The 19,742-nt window shown below is 35.2% G+C and carries 19 protein-coding genes; 4 read left to right on the top strand and 15 right to left on the bottom strand.

The window, feature by feature from the left end; genetic code table 11:
• Window positions 1-4: 4 nt before the first annotated feature.
• Window positions 5-901, bottom strand: a complete 897-nt coding sequence (locus tag KA909_RS03060; protein WP_075109159.1) for a PLP-dependent cysteine synthase family protein — start codon at window positions 899-901, stop codon at window positions 5-7.
• Between the two features lie 281 nt (window positions 902-1,182).
• On the opposite strand from KA909_RS03060, the gene KA909_RS03055 reads away from it, so the two are divergent.
• Both KA909_RS03055 and KA909_RS03050 read left to right on the top strand, forming a co-directional pair.
• Window positions 1,183-1,713 carry a pentapeptide repeat-containing protein gene (locus KA909_RS03055; RefSeq protein WP_075109145.1) on the top strand — a complete coding sequence of 177 codons (531 nt, stop codon included), beginning with the start codon at window positions 1,183-1,185 and terminating at the stop codon, window positions 1,711-1,713.
• A 127-nt stretch (window positions 1,714-1,840) separates the two neighbouring features.
• Window positions 1,841-2,380 carry a hypothetical protein gene (locus KA909_RS03050; RefSeq protein ID WP_075109144.1) on the top strand — a complete coding sequence of 180 codons (540 nt, stop codon included), beginning with the start codon at window positions 1,841-1,843 and terminating at the stop codon, window positions 2,378-2,380.
• A 53-nt stretch (window positions 2,381-2,433) separates the two neighbouring features.
• Here the strand turns inward: KA909_RS03050 and KA909_RS03045 are convergent, their stop codons facing one another.
• From KA909_RS03045 to KA909_RS03005, 9 genes are all read right to left on the bottom strand, one after another.
• Window positions 2,434-3,762 (bottom strand): sodium-dependent transporter, encoded by a 1,329-nt coding sequence (locus KA909_RS03045; protein WP_075108928.1) that lies wholly within the window; start codon window positions 3,760-3,762, stop codon window positions 2,434-2,436.
• A 684-nt stretch (window positions 3,763-4,446) separates the two neighbouring features.
• A complete protein-coding gene (locus KA909_RS03040) occupies window positions 4,447-4,695 on the bottom strand; it encodes a hypothetical protein (protein ID WP_053030242.1) in 249 nt (82 codons plus the stop codon).
• Window positions 4,696-4,709: 14 nt separating this feature from the next.
• Window positions 4,710-5,441, bottom strand: a complete 732-nt coding sequence (locus tag KA909_RS03035; RefSeq protein WP_193839762.1) for an alpha/beta hydrolase — start codon at window positions 5,439-5,441, stop codon at window positions 4,710-4,712.
• A gap of 67 nt (window positions 5,442-5,508) precedes the next feature.
• Window positions 5,509-6,366 carry a patatin-like phospholipase family protein gene (locus KA909_RS03030; RefSeq protein ID WP_193839763.1) on the bottom strand — a complete coding sequence of 286 codons (858 nt, stop codon included), beginning with the start codon at window positions 6,364-6,366 and terminating at the stop codon, window positions 5,509-5,511.
• A 32-nt stretch (window positions 6,367-6,398) separates the two neighbouring features.
• On the bottom strand, window positions 6,399-7,088 hold the full coding sequence (locus tag KA909_RS03025) for a phosphatase PAP2 family protein (RefSeq protein ID WP_193839764.1): 690 nt from the start codon (window positions 7,086-7,088) through the stop codon (window positions 6,399-6,401).
• A gap of 60 nt (window positions 7,089-7,148) precedes the next feature.
• Window positions 7,149-7,841 carry a GNAT family N-acetyltransferase gene (locus KA909_RS03020; protein WP_193839765.1) on the bottom strand — a complete coding sequence of 231 codons (693 nt, stop codon included), beginning with the start codon at window positions 7,839-7,841 and terminating at the stop codon, window positions 7,149-7,151.
• Between the two features lie 201 nt (window positions 7,842-8,042).
• The gene (locus KA909_RS03015; protein ID WP_011276808.1) at window positions 8,043-8,405 is read right to left on the bottom strand and encodes a Na-translocating system protein MpsC family protein; all 363 of its coding nucleotides are present in this window, start codon (window positions 8,403-8,405) and stop codon (window positions 8,043-8,045) included.
• 69 nt (window positions 8,406-8,474) lie between these two features.
• Entirely contained in the window at window positions 8,475-11,045 is a 2,571-nt protein-coding gene (locus tag KA909_RS03010; RefSeq protein ID WP_193839766.1) for a DUF2309 domain-containing protein, read from the bottom strand.
• 15 nt (window positions 11,046-11,060) lie between these two features.
• Window positions 11,061-12,560, bottom strand: a complete 1,500-nt coding sequence (locus tag KA909_RS03005) for an NADH dehydrogenase subunit 5 (RefSeq protein WP_193839767.1) — start codon at window positions 12,558-12,560, stop codon at window positions 11,061-11,063.
• Window positions 12,561-13,079: 519 nt separating this feature from the next.
• Between KA909_RS03005 and KA909_RS13745 the strand changes: the two genes are divergently transcribed.
• The gene (locus tag KA909_RS13745) at window positions 13,080-13,142 is read left to right on the top strand and encodes an alpha family phenol-soluble modulin (protein WP_089046351.1); all 63 of its coding nucleotides are present in this window, start codon (window positions 13,080-13,082) and stop codon (window positions 13,140-13,142) included.
• A 540-nt stretch (window positions 13,143-13,682) separates the two neighbouring features.
• Window positions 13,683-14,111, top strand: a complete 429-nt coding sequence (locus KA909_RS02995) for a GNAT family N-acetyltransferase (RefSeq protein ID WP_193839768.1) — start codon at window positions 13,683-13,685, stop codon at window positions 14,109-14,111.
• Between the two features lie 6 nt (window positions 14,112-14,117).
• Here the strand turns inward: KA909_RS02995 and KA909_RS02990 are convergent, their stop codons facing one another.
• The 5 genes from KA909_RS02990 to xpt all read right to left on the bottom strand — a co-directional run bounded on the left by KA909_RS02990 (window position 14,118) and on the right by xpt (window position 19,694).
• Complete coding sequence (locus KA909_RS02990; RefSeq protein WP_210129951.1) at window positions 14,118-14,549, bottom strand: GNAT family N-acetyltransferase; 432 nt, start codon at window positions 14,547-14,549, stop codon at window positions 14,118-14,120.
• 78 nt (window positions 14,550-14,627) lie between these two features.
• Window positions 14,628-16,169 (bottom strand): glutamine-hydrolyzing GMP synthase, encoded by a 1,542-nt coding sequence (guaA, locus tag KA909_RS02985; protein WP_053030254.1) that lies wholly within the window; start codon window positions 16,167-16,169, stop codon window positions 14,628-14,630.
• Between the two features lie 172 nt (window positions 16,170-16,341).
• Entirely contained in the window at window positions 16,342-17,808 is a 1,467-nt protein-coding gene (guaB, locus tag KA909_RS02980) for an IMP dehydrogenase (protein ID WP_053030255.1), read from the bottom strand.
• A gap of 39 nt (window positions 17,809-17,847) precedes the next feature.
• Window positions 17,848-19,116 (bottom strand): xanthine permease PbuX, encoded by a 1,269-nt coding sequence (gene pbuX, locus KA909_RS02975; RefSeq protein ID WP_053030256.1) that lies wholly within the window; start codon window positions 19,114-19,116, stop codon window positions 17,848-17,850.
• Window positions 19,113-19,694 (bottom strand): xanthine phosphoribosyltransferase, encoded by a 582-nt coding sequence (gene xpt, locus KA909_RS02970; RefSeq protein WP_053030257.1) that lies wholly within the window; start codon window positions 19,692-19,694, stop codon window positions 19,113-19,115. Before xpt ends, pbuX begins: the two co-directional genes overlap by 4 nt.
• Window positions 19,695-19,742 lie beyond the last annotated feature (48 nt).

Raw genomic sequence — 19,742 nt, 5'->3', positions numbered from 1 at the left:
ATCATTATTCTCCTTTGTAATCAAATATTTTCTTCGACATATAACGATCGCTTCCATCTGGAAAAATGGTCACAATAACGCCTTTATCGATTTTATTTTTAATGTCTAAAGCACCTTGTAGCGCAGCTCCTGATGAACTACCTACTAACAATCCTTCTTGTTGCGCTAAGCGTTTCACATTCTCAAAGCCATCGTTATCACTCACTGTAATAATGTGATCAACTAAGCTACGTTCCAAAAAGATCGGCCATTTCTCTGAACCAATACCTTCAATATCGTGTGCATGTGCTTCGCCACCATTCAATATTGAGCCTTCGGGTTCAACAATCACATTCTTTACATTGTATTGTTTAAGATGCTGTGCAACACCTGTAAATGTGCCTCCCGAACCAACACCAGCAACAAAGTAGTCAATGTTTGGTAAAGCATCTGTCAATTGTTTCCCTAATGTATGGGTGTATGCAGCTGGATTGTGCTCAGTTTCAAATTGATTCATATATACCGCTTCGAAATCTCGAGCATAACGTCTTGCTTCAGTTTGCGCACCAATCATTCCTTGCGCTTTCGGTGTACGTTTAATATCAGCGCCTAATGCACGCATGATGGATATCTTCTCCTCCGAAAAACCTTCCGGCGCAAAAATAACACAATTTAAATGATATCGATTAGCAGCAATTGCAAGTCCTATTCCTGTATTACCTGCCGTAGCTTCAACAATTGTATCGCCAGATGACACACGACCTTCTTTTATAGCTGTTTCAACAAGATATTTACCTAGTCGATCTTTCACGCTGCCACCCGGATTAAATTGCTCTAATTTTGCATATATCTGAACATTTTCATCGCTGAAACTTTCCAGTAATACTAATGGTGTTTGTCCTATTAAGTCAAATGCAATCATATTAATCATCTAAAGCGCTTTATTCGCTTTGACTCAACCTACCTTCTGTTTAAAATATTCATGATTCCCAATACTGTTTTATAAATTCTTACTCAATCACTATGAATTATACGATAATCTTAAGATTTATGCAAAACTACAAATTTTAAAATTTCCTATGTAATCATACATGTACTCGTATCTCAATAACTATCGTTCAACTTAATACTCGTGTTACGATAATAACGATGCAAAAGCAATAACTGATGATTTATATGAATCATACTTAAAGGAGAATCATAATGACATCAAAAGCCGATTTATCTTTATCTGTGTTCACTAATGAACAGTTTAAAAGTAAAAAATATACTCATAGTACCTTCCGAAACGCGATGTATGACGATTTAGAAGTCAATAAAAGTTATTTTAAAAATTGCGACTTCTCAGAAGGTATATTTAAAAATGTCCATTCCGTAGTTAATACTAAGTTAATTAATTGTGATTTTAGCAGTAGTATTTTTGTGAATATTAATTGCTTTAAGACACTAATGCGTAAAGTGAATTACAGTGTAACTACTTTCGATAATAGTGAATTCAACGCATTAACGATAGAACATACGACCTTCAAAGACTGTAGCCTACGTAACGTTACTTTCAAGGATGTTGTTTTAAAGAAAGTAGTCTTTGAAAATGTAGCATTAGATTTATGCCAACTAGATAGCGTAAAAATTAAAGATTGCATTTTTAAAAATGTTTCAATTAATAATTCTGCAATTTCTGAGAAAGTCATGAAAGAATTACGTAAACAAGACGTTCATTTTGAAAATATGTAACCTTGAGCAGTTACACCTATACACTTCCTAACTTATCAATGATCTCCTTAACGTTCTAAAACATATGTTTCAAATAAAACTATTAAAGGAATAATCATTAAAGTATTTCAAAGGGAGGGAATGATTAATGGCTACTCATGAAAATGATCACTATAAAGCATTTGAACAGAGTCAACTTCATCGTGACGATTTAATGGATTTAAGCGACTTACAACAACGAGTTGATACATTCAATACAAAAAATAATAACTCAGAATTAAAACAACATATTGATACTGAACTAACAAAATGGAAAGAATATGTAAGAGATCACTATAAGCCTGAAGCACCAGCAGAACAATCACGATTGTCAAATATTGCTGATAAAGTTCAAAGTGATATCAATACAGCTTTTGAATACAATGATGGCGCAAAAATATTTGCGTTTTTAGAAGCTTCGTATCAAAGAAGTAAAGAGGACTTAACCTACGGACGGACGTTAATTCTCTTTTCCGAAAAGGATACAATAAAACGGGCACTCACATTCTTTGATTCTGAGGAAGATAATCGTGAACTTGCCGACTTTATTATTTCTAAAAATATTGAGATTGGCAAAGAAATAATGTCTAAAGATTATATAACGTTATTAGAAATTGAGCGCGACTTTATCAATGCTCGTTTCAAGTAAAAAATAAGAGGTTAGCCACATGTATGTGGCTAACCTCTATTTTAATATATTTCTTAGAATAACTGCACGATAAACACAAGTATGATAACGACTGGCATGATAAATTTAATTAAAAAATACCAAGGTGCAAAGAATTTGAACTTGTCGCGTCCGAAACTTTCTTTTAAGGCATCTTTATCCAACAATTGACCCACTACTAGCGTTGTTCCAAGCGCACCTAATGGCATTAAAATATTTGATACGACAAAATCCATATTATCAAAAATTGTTCCTGCGCCAAACTTAATATCGCTTAAACTACTAAACGATAAAGTCGCTGGAATACTAATCATTAATATCAGTATACTTGCGATAAACGCTACAGATTTACGTTTAGAATTATCATTTTTAGTAAAGTTTGATACGTTTAATTCTAATAATGAAATAGATGATGTTAATGCTGCAAATAAGAATAAGATTAAGAATAGGAAGTAAAACGTAACACCAAAGCCCATTTGATTAAACACTAAAGGTAATACTTTAAATAATAAGCCTGGACCTTCTTGAGGTTCATAGCCAAATGTCTTCAAAGCTGGGAATATAGCTAAGCCAGCTAGTACGGATACTAAAATATTCATAATCACAATTGAAATTGCTGATGACTTAATAGTCATTTCTTTAGGCGCGTAACTAGCGTAAGTAATCATTCCCGTTGTTCCCAACGATAATGTAAAGAATGATTGCCCTAACGCAAATAAAATACCTTCCATAGAAATATCTTCTAAACGTGGTTGTAAAATATAGCGAACACCGTCTACCGCACCGTCTAAAGTTAAAGATTTCACCACAACTATAATTAGAAAAATAAATAACAACGGCATCATCACTTTTGATGCTTTTTCTAATCCTTTTTCAACGCCTAACATTACGATAATCATCGTTAAAAAGATAAAAATCCCTTGGCCCAAAACGGTTAACCATGGATTACTAATAATTGCTTCAAAATTAATGCTGGTTAAAGATGTCTTCTCGATAGATAACATTTGTAATATCACGTTACCGATATAAATAATGATCCATCCACCTATAACACTATAAAAACCAAATAATATAAATACTGCTAAATTACCATTCCACCCAATAATATTTAGCCACTTCTTACCAGTTAACTTGCTATATATTTGAGTAGTGTAAGTTCTCCCCATCTTACCTACTGTAAATTCCATAATTAATAGTGGTAAGCCTACAAATATAGTAAATATTAAGAATAGTAGTAGAAAAGCACCTCCACCATAGATGCCTGCCATGTACGGAAATTTCCACATTGCGCCCAAGCCAATCGCCGATCCCGCACTCGCTAAAATAAATCCAGTTGATGTCTTCCATTGTGATTCTTTGCTCAATCGTTCCACTCCCTTTAGCGCGTTAAAGCGTTTATGCACTTAAGTAATACTGTAACATGTCTTGCTTATAAGTGCAATATACATAGTTTTTTTATTTTTTTAAATTTATAGTAAAATTTAACTAATCCTAATGACGAACGAAGGCGTATAACGACATTGCTTCACAAAAGATTAGCGCTAATTATTGGAAAGGTATAGAAGTTATAGGTGGTTATATTGTGTTGAGGATGAGGGATTCAGGTTTACGTCCCCATTTAACATTCAAGGCGGTTCAGTGTTTGTACCTTATCAACATATTCGGGACGTTATGTTATTCATCGTCCCTAATGGTATCAAAATAATTGATAAAGACCACAATATATATCAATGCGTGTGTTCATGAAAGAAAAAATAGGCTGGGACAAAAATAATATAATGAAGCTATTTTGCAAATTCGCAGTAACTGACTGAACTGAGAAGGCGCTTAATTCAAGCTTTTCTCAGTTCTAGTCACCCTTGCGGAGGTGGGCGGGGCCCCAACATAAAAAATCACGAAAGTGATTTTACAAGCTAAGCATGCTGGGGACCGGCAATGAATTTATTTTATTTCTAATTTTCTCCATTAATAAAATGATTTGTATCCAGACAATGTTTATTTAGTATTTCAAAATATATACTACTTATATTATGCGATTAATGAATAGATTAATCTTCAAAATCGTACATCACTTCTTGTCCGTCCACGACTTCTTGAATGCTTAAACTTTCAATATGATCAATGTTAATATAATGCGATTGTTGGCCCGTTTTTAAAAATAAATAAGCCAGTTCATCAAATTCATCAATAAGACGTTGTACGCATGTATCATGATCAGGGCCATTTTGAAATGTTTTAAATTCAGTATAATTTTTACCAGACGTCGTTATGTATGTTAATAAAAATGTACGTTTCATTCTTTACACTCCATTTAGTTAGTCATAAAAAATGCTGCAATTTGTGATTCTACTTTATCACTACCCTCACCATGTGTCATAAGGTGTTTACATAAAGGGTGAGGTGTTAAATCTTTATCTGCACTACTAATATGTTCATAAATATAATGTGCGCTATCTTGATAAGATTGTTCATCTTTTTCTCCATAAAGAATGCTTGCCGGTGTTGTAATATCGCCTAAATGAGCAGTAATATTTGAAATAAAATCTTTAAATACACGAACGCTAGCGCGATAGTCTTCTATATAATTTAGCTGCGCCTGTGCGGCATCACCATCTACATTCATCAACTCATTCATGCGTTGACCGTAACGTTCCATACGCCATACAATACCCGCTTCTTCCTTTTCACTTGGTGCGGACATGACTGCAATTTTGGCAACATCTACCGTTTCAGCTAATTTTAAAGTGAATAGACCGCCTAAAGATACGCCAGTTGCATAAATTGTGTCATACCCTGCATCTCTTAGGAATTGATAACCATCAAGGACATCATTCCACCAATCATGAACAGTATATTGTGTAAACTGGTCGAGTGGTAACCCATGCCCTTTGTAATTAGGTGCGTAACATGTGTAACCTTCATTATTAAGTGTCTGTGCTAATGGTTTAATATCACGAATTGTACCAGTAAATGAATGCAGCAATAATACTGCTTCTTCACGTGTCCCTTGTAAATGAATGGGGCGTGGTGATTTTACTTTCATTCTTAATCTCTCCTTATTTTAAAAATAAACACATGATGACATTGCGCGTAGTCTTAAATGTGAAAAATCATTCAACCCACTCGCTAAATTCCATATGAATGCGTTGTGCGAGGGATTTGCCTTGCTCATACCCCGCATTCCCTATTTTTAAGATGTTATTAGGATCATAAATGTTATCTCCAATTTCTACTCTACTCTTACTATCTGGACTTATCACTAGAACATGGCTATGTTCACGCAATCGTTTAGCATCATCAAATGCCCCCGGTATCATACCTAAGCCATCCGCTAACGGTGCCAATATAATGATACTATCAGCACCTTCTGCTAACATTGCGTTAGTAGGAGAAACCATGCCCCCATCAATCCAGTCACGATGATTCAAATGTATATGCGGCCAAATACCCGGTACTGCGCCACTTGCTGTCACAGCTTCTTCAAGTGTTACATCGCTATGTGAATGAAATGTAGTAACTTCACCTGTTTTAGCATTCATAGCGGTAATTTCCAAATTATCGTGCCACCCTACATCTCCTAAACGCTGTCGTATGGCTTGCTTACGTTTAGATAAATCGACACGAGAGGGTCTCGTATATATAATGTCTCCCATCATTTGCCCTACTTTTACAGCATCATCACGACCTACAATAAAGGCATTCTGCCATAAACGATAAATATCTGAAGAAACCGTCGCCCGATCACTATCATCTCTGCGCTCATTTAATTCATAGTAATATGTGCGCATATCATCACCATTCGCCAGTACTGCACCTACAAATGATCCTGCTGATGTGCCAATGATTCTATCTGCTAAATCTAAACTCACACCACTTTCAATCAATCCAGCTAAGACGCCTGATTCCCATGCAATCCCTGTAATACCGCCACCACCAAGAACTAAAGTACATGCTTTATCTTTTGGCATTGCCATCTCCCCTTTGTTAAAAAGATGTTGTCCTATTCATTATTATTAGATTTATGACGAAGATTAAGGTTAAACAGTGGTAGTATCATTAAAAACAATGCTATCCACACTATAGCTAATGTCACACCTCCAACTACATCCGTTATATAATGCGCATGAAAATATAGTCGGCAACACAATACACCTATCCATACGATAATGGTTATAATACTGGCTATAATCTTGATAGCTTTAAACTTGATTAGTGGAATTAAGATAATGAATAACATTAACGCTAATAGCGTACTCGCATTAGAATGGCCACTTGGAAAGGAATAACCATGATCTCGCATCAAATGATTATATGGACGTGGTCTTTCAATTAGCTCTTTAATCAAATAATTTAATAACGTACCACTGGATACCGTTAAAAGCATCCAAATAGCTAGCTTAAAATGTTTAAATAATAAAATGATAGCTAAAAATAACGTGATATAGATAACAGATTTTACTTCTCCTATTTCAGCACAAAACGTCATAAAATTATGCCAAATGCCGTCACCAAATCTGCGTTTTGGTTCACCAAAGTAATCGGTTAGCCAATGTAATGATCCTTTATCGATATATTGAACCATTAATGTATCACGACTGACATTTATTGCTACAATAATAAAAATAATTAACCCAATCATGAACATAGGTACCGTCGTCATAGGTGATATTTCTCTTTTTTGTTTCCTCATACGTTCATCAGTCCCTAATTTCATTGTTTTCTGTAATTCGCATTCATTTAAATCACTTCATTAAAAGTCATTTAAATGTTTAATTTGTTGTCCATCCTTATTGAAATTAGACGGTGCAAGCCAATGTTCGAATCTTAGTTTCACATCTGGCCACTCGCTATCTAACATTGAGAAACAAGCCGTATCGCGATTACGACCTTTACAAATATTAGAATGTCTAAATAACCCTTCGTATGTAAAGCCAAATCGTTGTGCAGCATGCTTAGAAGGCGCATTTAAATTATCACATTTCCATTCATATCGTCTGTAACCTAGTTGTTCAAATACATATTTTGCTAACAAATATTGAACTTCTGTAGCTACACGTGTTTGCTGTAATTGATTAGAATAAATGATATTGCCCACTTCTATCGATCCTTGTTCTGGATTTATGCGCATTAATGCCACAATACCTAGAGGTTTGTACTGCACCTTATCTATAATCGTAAAGAAATATTTATCTTCACTATCAATCAGTTGGTTAATGTATTGTTCAAATTCCGACTTAGAATCAAAAGGGCCTTCATAAAGGTACGTCCAAATATGTCTTGATTCAACATCACATAGCACATCATACAAATCATCTGTGTGATGACTATTCAACTTTGCTAAGCTGCCATAATGCCCTTCTAATAATTGTTTATTAGGAAAAGGCGGCGTCACAAAATCATCTAATGCTTCTCCAATGGGTTGCTTAAATTCATTTACGCGCATCACTTTCAACTCCTAGATTACCTTTGTGTAAATTGTACACTAAACCACTAAAATAATCTCTTAATTAGAAATTATAAAATATAAATGAATCATGCATCCATTAACCTTCCTATAAATAAAAAGTACCCTGAAGGTCAGTTTCTATTGCTGACTAGATAGGGTACTTTTCTAAATTTATATTACAATGCTTGTTGTTGAATATTAAAGTTGCTTTTCCAAATTAGTATCTAGTTTAAATACAATCACACGTTCACCTGTAATCGTACTTAAATCACTATGGAAACTACTTACACTAACCCCAGTAATATCTAAGATTAATTGCATCAAATCATCTTGACCGGATTCCACCAGTTCTGAACGCGTACGTTTAATGTTAAGTAAACCTTCTTGCGTTTTACATACTCTATACTCGGCTGGTGTTAATACGCCTTGCAAATTGACGATAATCATATCGCGTAATATATCCGTTTTTACTGAGAGTGAGCCACGTCCGAGAAAGTCCTTTTCCCATTGCGTAATTGCTTTACTAATTTCTGCCTCATAAGCACCTTTAGATTTAGCCATGATTAATCTTTTATCTCCTATTGATTGATTAACCTTATTTTATCATTTTTTTCGGAAAAACCGAACTCCCTACCAGTCTTTCCAGCTATCGTTCTCATCAATACTAGCCAAACGTACCCAGTGATTATCCACTTTCTGCTTGAACTTAACATTATTCTCAAGTAAGTCTTTGATATATTGATCCGGCGCTTGAATAACGACCAGTAATCGAATTGGAGAATGATAAATCTTGTTATCCGCTGCCATAACTGATTGCCAAGGCAACCCGGCAAGTAAATCACTTGAATTCCCTTGCATGACACCGACACCAGACGTAACAGATTGCGTCGTTTTATTTCCGCTTCCGTAAAAATGCGGCGCAACCGTCGATGCGTAATATTGTAAATTAATCCATTGGGCTACTAGCGCTGGTCCTGAAATAATTGTGTTTAATAATTGTCCATCAGCATCTTTCTTCCAATCATAATTATGTAAGAAAGCACGCCCTTCTAAATCAGTGCCTGCAGTAATACTACGTTGGCCAATAATAAATTCCGCATTACGTGCTAAGCCCCATTCTGGACGAATCTCACTCCAGTCATTCGCAAAGCGATGTGCTTCTGCCACTGGGTCTTTTAAATGTTCTTGATCTAAGCCAGGAAGATTTGCTAGACGTTCAGAATTTGCCTTATAACTTACACGCGGCATAGCTTCATTTAACATATCCAATGCATGTTGTGCTTCTGTCGTTAATTCAGGCATATAAATATATTCTAAGTCATCGATAGACGTCTTGTGCTCTGCAGCCACAAAGACCGTTGAATCTGGAATCACTATACCTTCACTTTTTAAAGCTTTACGAACGTGAGGCAAGTTGCACATCATTGCTAATAATTTAGCATTAAAGCCACTTGATGCACCGCCACAAGCACCACATTCTAGCGAGGCATGGTACGGATTATTATTAGACACACTTCCATGACCCCCTAATACAATTAAAGGGGCAAAGTTCGTCGTTAAATCCATCAATTGTAATGCTTGTCTTGTAAAGGCAACTTGTTCTTCTTCTGTGAAACCGATTGGTAAATCACTATAAACTTCATGTTCACGGTCTATTGTTAGTTTAGCTTCAGGTTTCTTCAACCAATTCTTGGTAAAATTACGAACAAAATGCCCTGTCTTCTTCGGCATCAATGTACTCGCAATCGTATTCAAACTTAAAAATGGTCCACTTAATTCCGGTAATAGTAAACTTGGTAAAACATTATGTTTCATCAATTTAAATGTATAGAACATAGACGTAACCGAATGTTGCTGTTGATTATACGTATTTAGAGCATGACGATCCGCGTACTCTTTAATGGCATAAGCCGGCGATACCATAACAGGCAATGAATTATGTGTAAATTGTTCATCTAGCACTTCTTTTCTAATTGGAAGTCCAAAGAAACCTGCAATGCCGATTGTTTCAAATGGTCCTTCACTTTCTAAATGACGACGAAATGGTTCAGAACGCACATCAATACAAAAGGCTAATTGAACTTGTGTTTCTTGTTTAACTGGTTTAACAGATTTATCATATATCGCTTCCACTAACTCACGTTCATGCGTTTCTTCCCATGCTTCAAGCCATAATTTTTTGAAATAAAGCGGGTTAAAATCATGTGCAAATCTTAAATGTTCTAACTGATCTTCAATAGACATCGATGCCCAATCATCAATAGACATTTCTCCATAATATAACCACTTACTTACCAATTCTTTAATTCGTCTTTCCACATTTAAGACTGCCGGGCGACTCATTTTTTCAGTATCTAATAAAATACATTCCATCGTTAATCGTATAGCAAGATACTGTGTTAATAAGTCCGCTTCATGCTCATGTTGTTCGGCACGATAATACATCATTCCAGCCCAACCTGGTAACGATAAGAAATGTCCTGTTAAATAAGACTCTCGTTCATCTTCCGCTATATCTAAATGGTTCAATGCCATAATTAAAGCTTCTCTATAATCTTGAGGTAATGTTTTAACCATTTTACGTTGTGTCTTACTCAACATGGGATCGTGCTGTGCGAGATGCAACCAAGAGATATAAAATCCTTTTTCTCTTTTCGGCATTGTCCAACTTGATTGGAAGTTATCCAAATATAATTTAGACCACTTAATAATATGTGTATTCAGTTCATCCATTAAAGATTCGCCTTTAGCATTAAACGCATTCGCACTTTTTGAACGTGCGTATTTAAAAGGTTCATCTTCAAATACACGTTTAAGCTTAGAAACTTCAATCTTTAAATAGGCTTCTTTAGTTATTAGGTTTGTAGGCACATCCTTAATGCGCATTGCGTTCTTACAATAAGTATCAATATGTGATTTTGGCACTGATGTATCGTAAGCTTTAATAGCTTGTTGAACGTCTGCTTCTACGAGTGTTTGATCTATCTCTCCATTTTCCAAAGCAGTCATCACCGATGCATGACTTGGGTACAAATCTATATCGCGAACATGTTTAAACCATTGAGCAACTTGATCAAACGTTTCATGTTCCATTTCCTCCCACGGATTACGTGCAGCAAAGATAGAGATCGGAGATAGTGGTGTAATCACACGACGTGCCGCTTTGACTGTGTCCTCTATGTTAAATTTAGTTATAGTCATGTTTGATGCCACCTCTTATAAATATTTTTTTAAATAATTCGGATGACTTTCAACCGATTTAAATTTTGCTTCCCCAATTTTCACAAGCCATAAATATACTTTAGCAAAAGCTGTTGACGAACGACGACGTGCTACCCAAATGCTAAAGATACTACCTAATACTAGAATGGCAATACAAATGACCACGCTAATGAATGGTGGGTGTGGCGCAACCATATATACATTACTTAAAATATTGACAAATACGTCATGGGTCACAACATAAACAAGCGCTACAATGATGAGCATTGCTATGCCAATCATCCTACCCATCATTCCTCTATTTAGCGCAACCATCTGATTCCACGATACAGATAACGACCATGCTAAAATAAATGCACTAATTAATGTATAAGGTGTGTGCGAACTTGTTAAAAAGAAAATAACTGCAATAACAATTGCTAATGTTCTCCCTAACACTGTCCAAGCATAAGAACGTTTAACATTAGGTGGTGTTGGGATATTAAAACGTTTAACAATTGATCCTGATTGTAAGAATAGCGTTGCTTTGAAGACGCCATGTAAAATCAAGTGAATAATCGCAGCAGAATAAACACCTAACGCACATTGTACAAGCATAAAACCCATTTGGCTCATTGTTGAACCTACAAGCTGTCTTTTATAATCAACATGCACCAAGCTAATTCCTGAACCGATAAGTACAGAAATACTTGAAATAATAAGTAATAACGTTAAGGCAATACTATTATCAAACACAGGTGAAAAACGCGTTAAAATGATGCCACCTGCATTTACAATACCAGCATGCATAATTGCAGAAACAGGTGTGGGTGCTACAACAGATTCAATTAACCAGCTTTGGAATGGATACTGTGCTGCTGGAATAATAACTGCAATAACGAGTAATAAATCTACAATTAATTTCAGTCCATAACTCATTGCAACATCATAATCTTGTGATGGGTCGATAACCCAATCGCCTGTACCAATATAAAATACAACGACAGCTAAAAGTAATGCTACCCAACCAATGATAAATGATCGTGCTGAAACCTTTGCTGCTTCAGCTGGTACTTTCCATGAACGATTGAGTCGAATCAGTTGCGTTAAACAAAATAATGTCAATCCCCAACAAATAACCATTAAACGTAAATCATTACTTAGCCAACCTACAGACGCAAATACCGTTGTAAATGTGTATAACGGGAAGTATTTACGATAATTACGATCACCTAATAAGTAACGTGTAGAGAATTTTTGAATTATAAACCCTAAAGCGAGTACAAAGGCACCTACTAACCAAGCTAATTTGTCTAGCGCAAAGATGCCTACGATATCTCTGCCATTAATAGTGATTAAGCCAATTACTCCTACAATGACAGGTAATAGAAGTAAAGTTAAATGTAAACGTATGTATTTTACAGGAACCGATGGCACTAAAAAAATCAAGCCACTTAACACTGCAATGACAAGCGTTACGAAAAATAATGTTAGTAAAAAACCTGAACTTAACATTGCCGCTCCTCCATGTCTTCAATCTATTTCATTAAAAAAGTTCCCTTATACTATAAACAATATAAGAAAAAACCTACAATAGTCTAGTTTTATCCTTAGATATCAGATATTTACTAACTATTGTAGGTTTCTATGAGAACTCATTTACTTAATATGTATAAATGCTCTTTCAAGCTACCTTATATGTATCATCAACCATATGTCTCATCCTTCAATTGAACAATGAATACTGCGTACCCTTGCACAACTGCTTGATAAAGACCTATGTAAAAATTCAGCACAATACATACAATATAAAAAATTATTGCTAAAAAGTCAATCTATTAACGTATTCGAAGGGTATTTCGTTTATCCAATATTATTATCGACCTTTAATCATTCAGATAGGCATGATTTATCGTTACTAATTGTCTGAAATCTAACGAATACGAAACGCTTTCATTGAGTTAGGAACTATCGCCCACAGATATTCAAAGTCACGTTATACTTTATTTAACATTTAATAAGGAGGTACTCAAAATGGGAATCATTTCTGGTATTATTGAACTTGTTAAATTCATCATCGACTTAACTAAAAAATAAGTCTCGCATAACGCACATAAACATTCCATAAAAAGAGTGAAATCATTAGATTTCACTCTTTTTATGCGTTAATAAACAAAACGCTCAATCTCTATATGGATAAAGATTGAACGTCAGTGGATAAAATGAATTTATTTTGTTTAACTATAAAGTAACATATTTTAACAGTCATGCATGTAACAATTTTGTGAAACCGCTTAAAAATATTTTAAAAAACCTCTTATAATTATTGATTTAATTAATATTTAGTGAATTTTTCTTAATAATATGTTCATTTCAGAACAATACACGTAAATTTAGGGTAATAGTGAATCAAATACTAGAGATGTACATCATCAGATATGTTGTGATTAATACATAATCAGATCATCTTCATTGACTATCGCAATCACCGTTTATGATGACGAACGAATCGAATTCGTATCTTTAGACAAGGGGGAGTGGGGCAGAATTCTTTCTAAATTTGTCGTCCCAGACTATAGCATTAATACCTTTATCACTTTGATATAACCTATTAAACATTTAAAGTTGGTGTCTACTATGATTGAACATTTAAAAAAGAAAAATCGCAAAACAATAAAAGTATTAGGCAATATTTGGCTTAATGCAAATTTAGATACACATACCTTTATTGATAGTTTTTATTGGATAGACAACTATACTACTGTACTTGATGCTCTTAAGTATGCTGAGGTTTACGTTTATAAAAATGGTAAGGACATTGTCGCATTTTGCGGGCTTAATAACACTTACATAGCCGGCTTGTTTGTAAAAGAAGAATTTCGAGACCAAGGGATTGGGCATGCACTCATTAAGCATTTACAATCTGAATATGATTATTTATCTTTAAAAGTATTTGAAGAAAACCATCGCGCCGTTCATTTTTATACGGATTTAGGTTTCATAAAAATCGACGCCAATATTGATAAAACAAACCATAATGAATTATTAATGGCATGGAAGAAGTAAAACCATTTACAATTTAAGATGCACGATTGGATAATCCCTACCTTGTCCATCCTTTGCAGATTCATCATATTTTATGAATCCGTTCTTGCGATAAAATGCCAAGGCACCGGGGTTATCTTTGTTTACATCCACATACCGAACATTATGGTCTCGAATTAGACTTTGAAGTATTGCCGTGCCATATCCTTGTTTAAAATACTTAGGATCTAAAAATAACATTTCTAAATTTGAATCATGAGTCCCGGAAAAGCCAATGATGTCGTTCCCGTCGAACCATAAATATACTTCAACATATGGGAAGTATGTTGGTATTTCCTTTTTAAGTTGTATTCTATCCTTCTCTTTTAAAAAATCATGTGTAGCTATAACTGAACGTTCCCAAATGGCTAATGCCTTAGAATAATTTTCTCCTTGAAGCTTCATTTTATTTAATTTCATTTATATAACCTCTCATATTAAAAAGGGCTAGAAACCCTATTATAAAGGTGTTTCTAGCCTATACTTATTTGTTGACTCTTATTCCCACTCAATAGTGCTTGGTGGCTTAGACGTAATGTCATAGACTACGCGGTTAACGTGATCGACTTCATTTACAATACGGCTTGAGATTTTTTGTAAGACTTCCCAATCAATGCGGGCGAAGTCACTTGTCATACCGTCGATAGATGTTACTGCACGGATACCTACAGTATGATCATACGTACGATAATCTCCCATTACACCTACAGATTGAATGCCAGGAAGAACTGTGAAGTATTGCCAAATATCTCTTTCAAGACCTTCTTCACGCACAACCTCACGTAAAATCGCATCTGATTCACGCACAATTTCTAATTTATCTTCTGTAATTTCACCTAACACACGGATACCTAAACCTGGACCTGGGAATGGTTGTCTCCAAACTAAATGTTCAGGAATACCTAATTCAATACCTAAAGCGCGTACTTCGTCTTTGAATAATGTATTGATAGGCTCAATAAGTTCAAATTCCATATCTTCTGGTAATCCACCTACGTTATGGTGAGATTTAATTGTTTGCGCTGTTTTAGTGCCTGATTCAATGACATCAGTATAAAGTGTACCTTGTGCTAAGAAATCAACATCTGTTAATTTAGCCGCTTCATCATCAAACACGTATACAAATTCATTACCAATAATCTTACGTTTTTGTTCTGGATCAGATACCCCTTTTAATTTATCCATGAAACGCTCTTGTGCATTCACACGAATAATATTCATGTCGAAACCTTCACCAAATTGTTCCATAACCATGTCCCCTTCGCCTTTACGAAGTAATCCATGGTCAACAAAGATACATGTTAATTGATCGCCAATCGCTTTATGTAATAAGACTGCTACAACTGATGAATCTACACCACCACTCATCGCACATAAGACTTTACGATTGCCAACACGGTTACGAATTTTTTCAATTTCAATTTCAATAAAGTTTTCCATTGTCCATTCGCCCGTACATTCACAAACACGACGCACAAAGTTTCTTAATAAATCATTACCGTATTCTGTATGACGTACTTCAGGGTGGAATTGAACACCGTAAATTCGGCGTTCTTTGTCTTCAATTGCTGCATAACTTGTACTTGGACTATCCGCGATAACTTCAAATCCTTCTGGAATTTCAATCACTTTATCAGAATGACTCATCCATACTGTTTGTTCAGATGGTAAACCGAAGAATAAATCATCTGATTTCGCATTAATTATTGCTTTTCCATACTCACGTTCGTTAGCGCGTTCAACTTTTCCACCTAAAAGTTTCGTCGTCAACTGCATACCATAACAAATACCGAGTACAGGAATACCTAAATTATAAATGTCGGGGTCAATCGTAAATGAACCTTCCTCATAAACTGAGTTTGGACCACCTGAAAGGATGATACCTTTCGGATTCATACGTTTGATTTCTTCAATTGAAATTTCGTGATCGTGTAATTCACTGTATACGCCCATTTCACGAATACGACGTGTAATCAATTGGTTATATTGACTACCAAAGTCTAAGACAAGAATCAACTCTTGCTCTTGAGCCATTTCCATAATTGTGGATCTCCTTTAAATTGAATTTTATGTAAATAATAGAGAGACACTTTCCAAATGTATTGCTCCAAGATTATGTTTTAAAGTGAACAAACTCTGAGACAAACATATTTGAATTGAAAAGTGCTCCCCATTCTTTCTAACAAACTGCCATCATCACACTACGTTAATTTTAAAATGAGTAGTTAGGTGATTCTTTAGTAATTTGTACATTATGTGGATGACTTTCTGCTAAACCAGCAGGACCCATACGTGTGAATTGTGCTTCGTCACGTAATGTTTTTAAGTCAGGTGAACCTGTATAACCCATACCAGCTCTTACGCCACCCATAAGTTGGTAAATTGTATCTTGTAATGGACCTTTGTAAGCTGTACGACCTTCAATACCTTCAGGGACAAATTTTCTAGGAGATTTGTCTTCTTGGAAGTAACGGTCATTTGATCCTTTTTCCATTGCGCCTAAAGAACCCATGCCTCGGTACACTTTATACTGTCTACCTTGGAATACTTCAGTGGCACCTGGGCTTTCTTCAGTACCAGCTAATAAACTTCCTAGCATTACTGCATGTCCACCAGCTGCTAACGCTTTAATAATATCACCAGAGAATTTAATACCGCCATCTGCTATGATTGCTTTTCCAAATTTACGTGCTTCCGTTGCACAATCATAAATCGCTGTAATTTGAGGTACACCTACACCTGCTACGACACGTGTTGTACAAATTGATCCTGGTCCAATACCAACTTTAACTACGTCAGCACCAGCTTCGAATAATGCACGTGTTGCTTCAGCAGTCGCTACATTACCTGCGATAATAGTAACTTCAGGATATGTTTCTTTCATTTTTTTAACTTCTTGAATCACGCCACTAGAATGACCGTGTGCTGTATCGATAATTAATGCATCTACACCAGCTTCGACTAATTTTTGAGCGCGAATTTCTGTATCTTTAGATGTCCCGATAGCTGCTGCAGCGAGCAAACGACCATGCGCATCTTTAGCTGCATGAGGGAATTCAAGGACTTTTTCAATATCTTTAATTGTAATTAAACCTTCTAAACGGCCATTTTCCACTAAAGGTAATTTTTCAATTTTATGTTCTTGTAGAATTGTTTCGGCTTCATCCAATGTTGTGCCTACAGGAGCTGTAATTAAGTTTTCTTTAGTCATCACATCAGAAATCTTGATTGAAAAATCTTCTATAAAACGTAAATCACGATTAGTTAAAATACCTACTAATGCTCTTGATTCTTTATCACTCACAATTGGTACACCTGAAATACGGTATTTACCCATCAACGCCTCTGCTTCATATACACTTTCATCAGGTGTTAGATAGAATGGATTTGTGATAACACCGTTTTCTGAACGTTTAACTTTTTGAACTTCTTCAGCTTGTTCTTCGATGCCCATATTTTTATGAATGACACCTAGACCACCTTGACGTGCCATTGCAATTGCCATTTTAGATTCGGTTACTGTATCCATACCAGCTGATATAACTGGAATATTTAATTTAATTCGTTCTGATAATTCAACACTAAGATCCGCATCACTAGGTAACACATCTGATGCTGCTGGAATTAATAAAACATCGTCAAACGTCAAAGATTCTTTAGCAAACTTATTTTCCCACATTGATAATACAGCCTCCATTTTTATATATAGTTATTTCTATTATTTCACATTTTCTTCGCTTTGTTTATACTTTATACCATTAAAAAAGAAATTAAGAATAATTGCAGAAATCGCGCCTAATACAATACCGTTTTGAGTTAGCCATGCAAATTGCTCACCTAAAGCTTTAAACGCTTGTGGTACTGCACTAATACCTGTACCCAATCCTACAGATACTGCAATGATTAATAAATTATTTTGATTCTTAAAATCAATATGACCTAAAATACTAACACCGTAAGCCATCACCATACCAAACATCGCAATCATTGCACCGCCTAATACAGGTAATGGAATGATATTAGCTAAAGCACCTAATTTAGGAATACAACCACAAATGAGTAGTAAAACTACCATACCGTAAATCACTTTATTCTTCTTCGCACCTGATAAAGATACTAACCCAACATTTTGTGAATATGCCGTGTAAGGAAATGAATTAAAGATTGATCCTAATACAATAGCAAGACCTTCCGCAGTGTAACCCTTACGAAAATCTTTTCTTTCTAATTTTTTGCCAGTAATTTCACTTAGCGCATGATATACACCAGTCGATTCTATTAAACTTACGATTGCTACAATCGTAAATACCAGTATCGCACCTAAATCAAAACCGAAACCAGAAAAACGAAACGGTTGAGGAATGCCTAACCAATGGGCTTCTCCCACTTGCTTAATATCTACTAAACCAAGCAGATTTGCCAATATTGTTCCTGCAACCAGTCCGATTAAAATCGCAATAGATTTTAAGAACCCTTTTGTAAATCTTTGCAAGATAAGAATAATGATAAGTGTAACGCCACCTAAAATTAAATTTTTAGGATTTCCATAGTCTTTAGCGCCTTCTCCACCAGCTAAATAGTTCATTGCAACTGGCATTAAATTGATACCAATGATTGTAACCACACTTCCTGTTACAACAGGTGGAAAGAACTTAACTAAGTAAGAGAAGAATGGTGCAATAATAACAACTAAAATACCTGATATAAATAATGAACCATATAGCACATCCAGACCCTTTGTTTGACCGATTAAAATCATAGGTGCAACTGCAGTAAACGTACATCCTAGTACAATGGGTAAACCTGTACCTGTTACTTTGTTAGCTTGTAAAAATGTTGCTACACCACACATGAAAACATCCACTGTGACTAAATACGCAATTTGTTCTGGTGTAAACTTTAAACTCGTACCAACGATGATTGGTACTAAGATTGCACCGGCGTACATTGCTAATAAGTGTTGTAAACTTAAAATGAACGTCTTCATTCATTTTCACCTAGTAAAGTCACTTGGTTGCCTTGTAATGAGGCTACTTTACATAATGAAGACACATTTAAACCTGCCTCTTCTAGTCTTTGTCTGCCATCTTGGAAACTTTTCTCAACAACAATGCCAATACCAACTGTTTTAGCTTTAGCTTGTTGTGCAATATCATATAATCCTAGTGAGGCATCGCCATTTGCTAAGAAATCATCAATGATTAAAACTGTATCATTCTCATCTAGAAATTCTTCTGAGACAATCACTGTACTTGTTTTGTTTTTTGTAAACGAATGGATATCCGTACTATAAAAACCATCTTTCAACGTACTTGGTTTCGCTTTTTTAGCGAATAAGCATGGGACATCAAAATGTAATGCCGCCATAATAGCTGGAGCAATGCCTGATGCCTCGATTGTTAAAATCTTAGTAACACCTTTATCTTTAAATTGCTCATAAAATGTTTTGCCTACTTCATGCATTAGTTTTGCATCGATTTGATGATTTAAAAAACCATCAACTTTTAATATTTTTTCATCAATTACTACGCCATCTTCTTTGACTTTCTGTCTAAGCGATTCCACGTCAAAACCTCCTAAATTTGTATACAAAAAAAGCCTCAAACTTTACGA

The organism is Staphylococcus sp. GDX8P54P, assembly GCF_017893165.1.
Classification (GTDB): domain Bacteria; phylum Bacillota; class Bacilli; order Staphylococcales; family Staphylococcaceae; genus Staphylococcus; species Staphylococcus borealis.
The sequence above is the reverse complement of the archived record's forward strand: the minus strand, read 5'-3'. Positions and strand labels throughout refer to the sequence as shown.

Bases quoted from the DNA above. Each gene is read 5' to 3' on its own strand.
- KA909_RS03020 (WP_193839765.1), bottom strand. From the start codon at position 7,841: ATGCGCGTAAATGAATTTAAGCAACCCATTGGAGAAGCATTAGATGAT.
- KA909_RS03005 (WP_193839767.1), bottom strand. From the start codon at position 12,560: ATGTTAAGTTCAGGTTTTTTACTAACATTATTTTTCGTAACGCTTGTC.
- KA909_RS03055 (WP_075109145.1), top strand. From the start codon at position 1,183: ATGACATCAAAAGCCGATTTATCTTTATCTGTGTTCACTAATGAACAG.
- KA909_RS02990 (WP_210129951.1), bottom strand. From the start codon at position 14,549: ATGAAATTAAATAAAATGAAGCTTCAAGGAGAAAATTATTCTAAGGCA.
- KA909_RS03025 (WP_193839764.1), bottom strand. From the start codon at position 7,088: ATGAGGAAACAAAAAAGAGAAATATCACCTATGACGACGGTACCTATG.
- guaA (WP_053030254.1), bottom strand. From the start codon at position 16,169: ATGGAAATGGCTCAAGAGCAAGAGTTGATTCTTGTCTTAGACTTTGGT.
- KA909_RS03030 (WP_193839763.1), bottom strand. From the start codon at position 6,366: ATGCCAAAAGATAAAGCATGTACTTTAGTTCTTGGTGGTGGCGGTATT.
- KA909_RS02995 (WP_193839768.1), top strand. From the start codon at position 13,683: ATGATTGAACATTTAAAAAAGAAAAATCGCAAAACAATAAAAGTATTA.
- KA909_RS03035 (WP_193839762.1), bottom strand. From the start codon at position 5,441: ATGAAAGTAAAATCACCACGCCCCATTCATTTACAAGGGACACGTGAA.
- KA909_RS03015 (WP_011276808.1), bottom strand. From the start codon at position 8,405: ATGGCTAAATCTAAAGGTGCTTATGAGGCAGAAATTAGTAAAGCAATT.
- guaB (WP_053030255.1), bottom strand. From the start codon at position 17,808: ATGTGGGAAAATAAGTTTGCTAAAGAATCTTTGACGTTTGACGATGTT.
- KA909_RS03060 (WP_075109159.1), bottom strand. From the start codon at position 901: ATGATTGCATTTGACTTAATAGGACAAACACCATTAGTATTACTGGAA.
- KA909_RS03010 (WP_193839766.1), bottom strand. From the start codon at position 11,045: ATGACTATAACTAAATTTAACATAGAGGACACAGTCAAAGCGGCACGT.
- pbuX (WP_053030256.1), bottom strand. From the start codon at position 19,116: ATGAAGACGTTCATTTTAAGTTTACAACACTTATTAGCAATGTACGCC.
- KA909_RS03050 (WP_075109144.1), top strand. From the start codon at position 1,841: ATGGCTACTCATGAAAATGATCACTATAAAGCATTTGAACAGAGTCAA.
- KA909_RS03040 (WP_053030242.1), bottom strand. From the start codon at position 4,695: ATGAAACGTACATTTTTATTAACATACATAACGACGTCTGGTAAAAAT.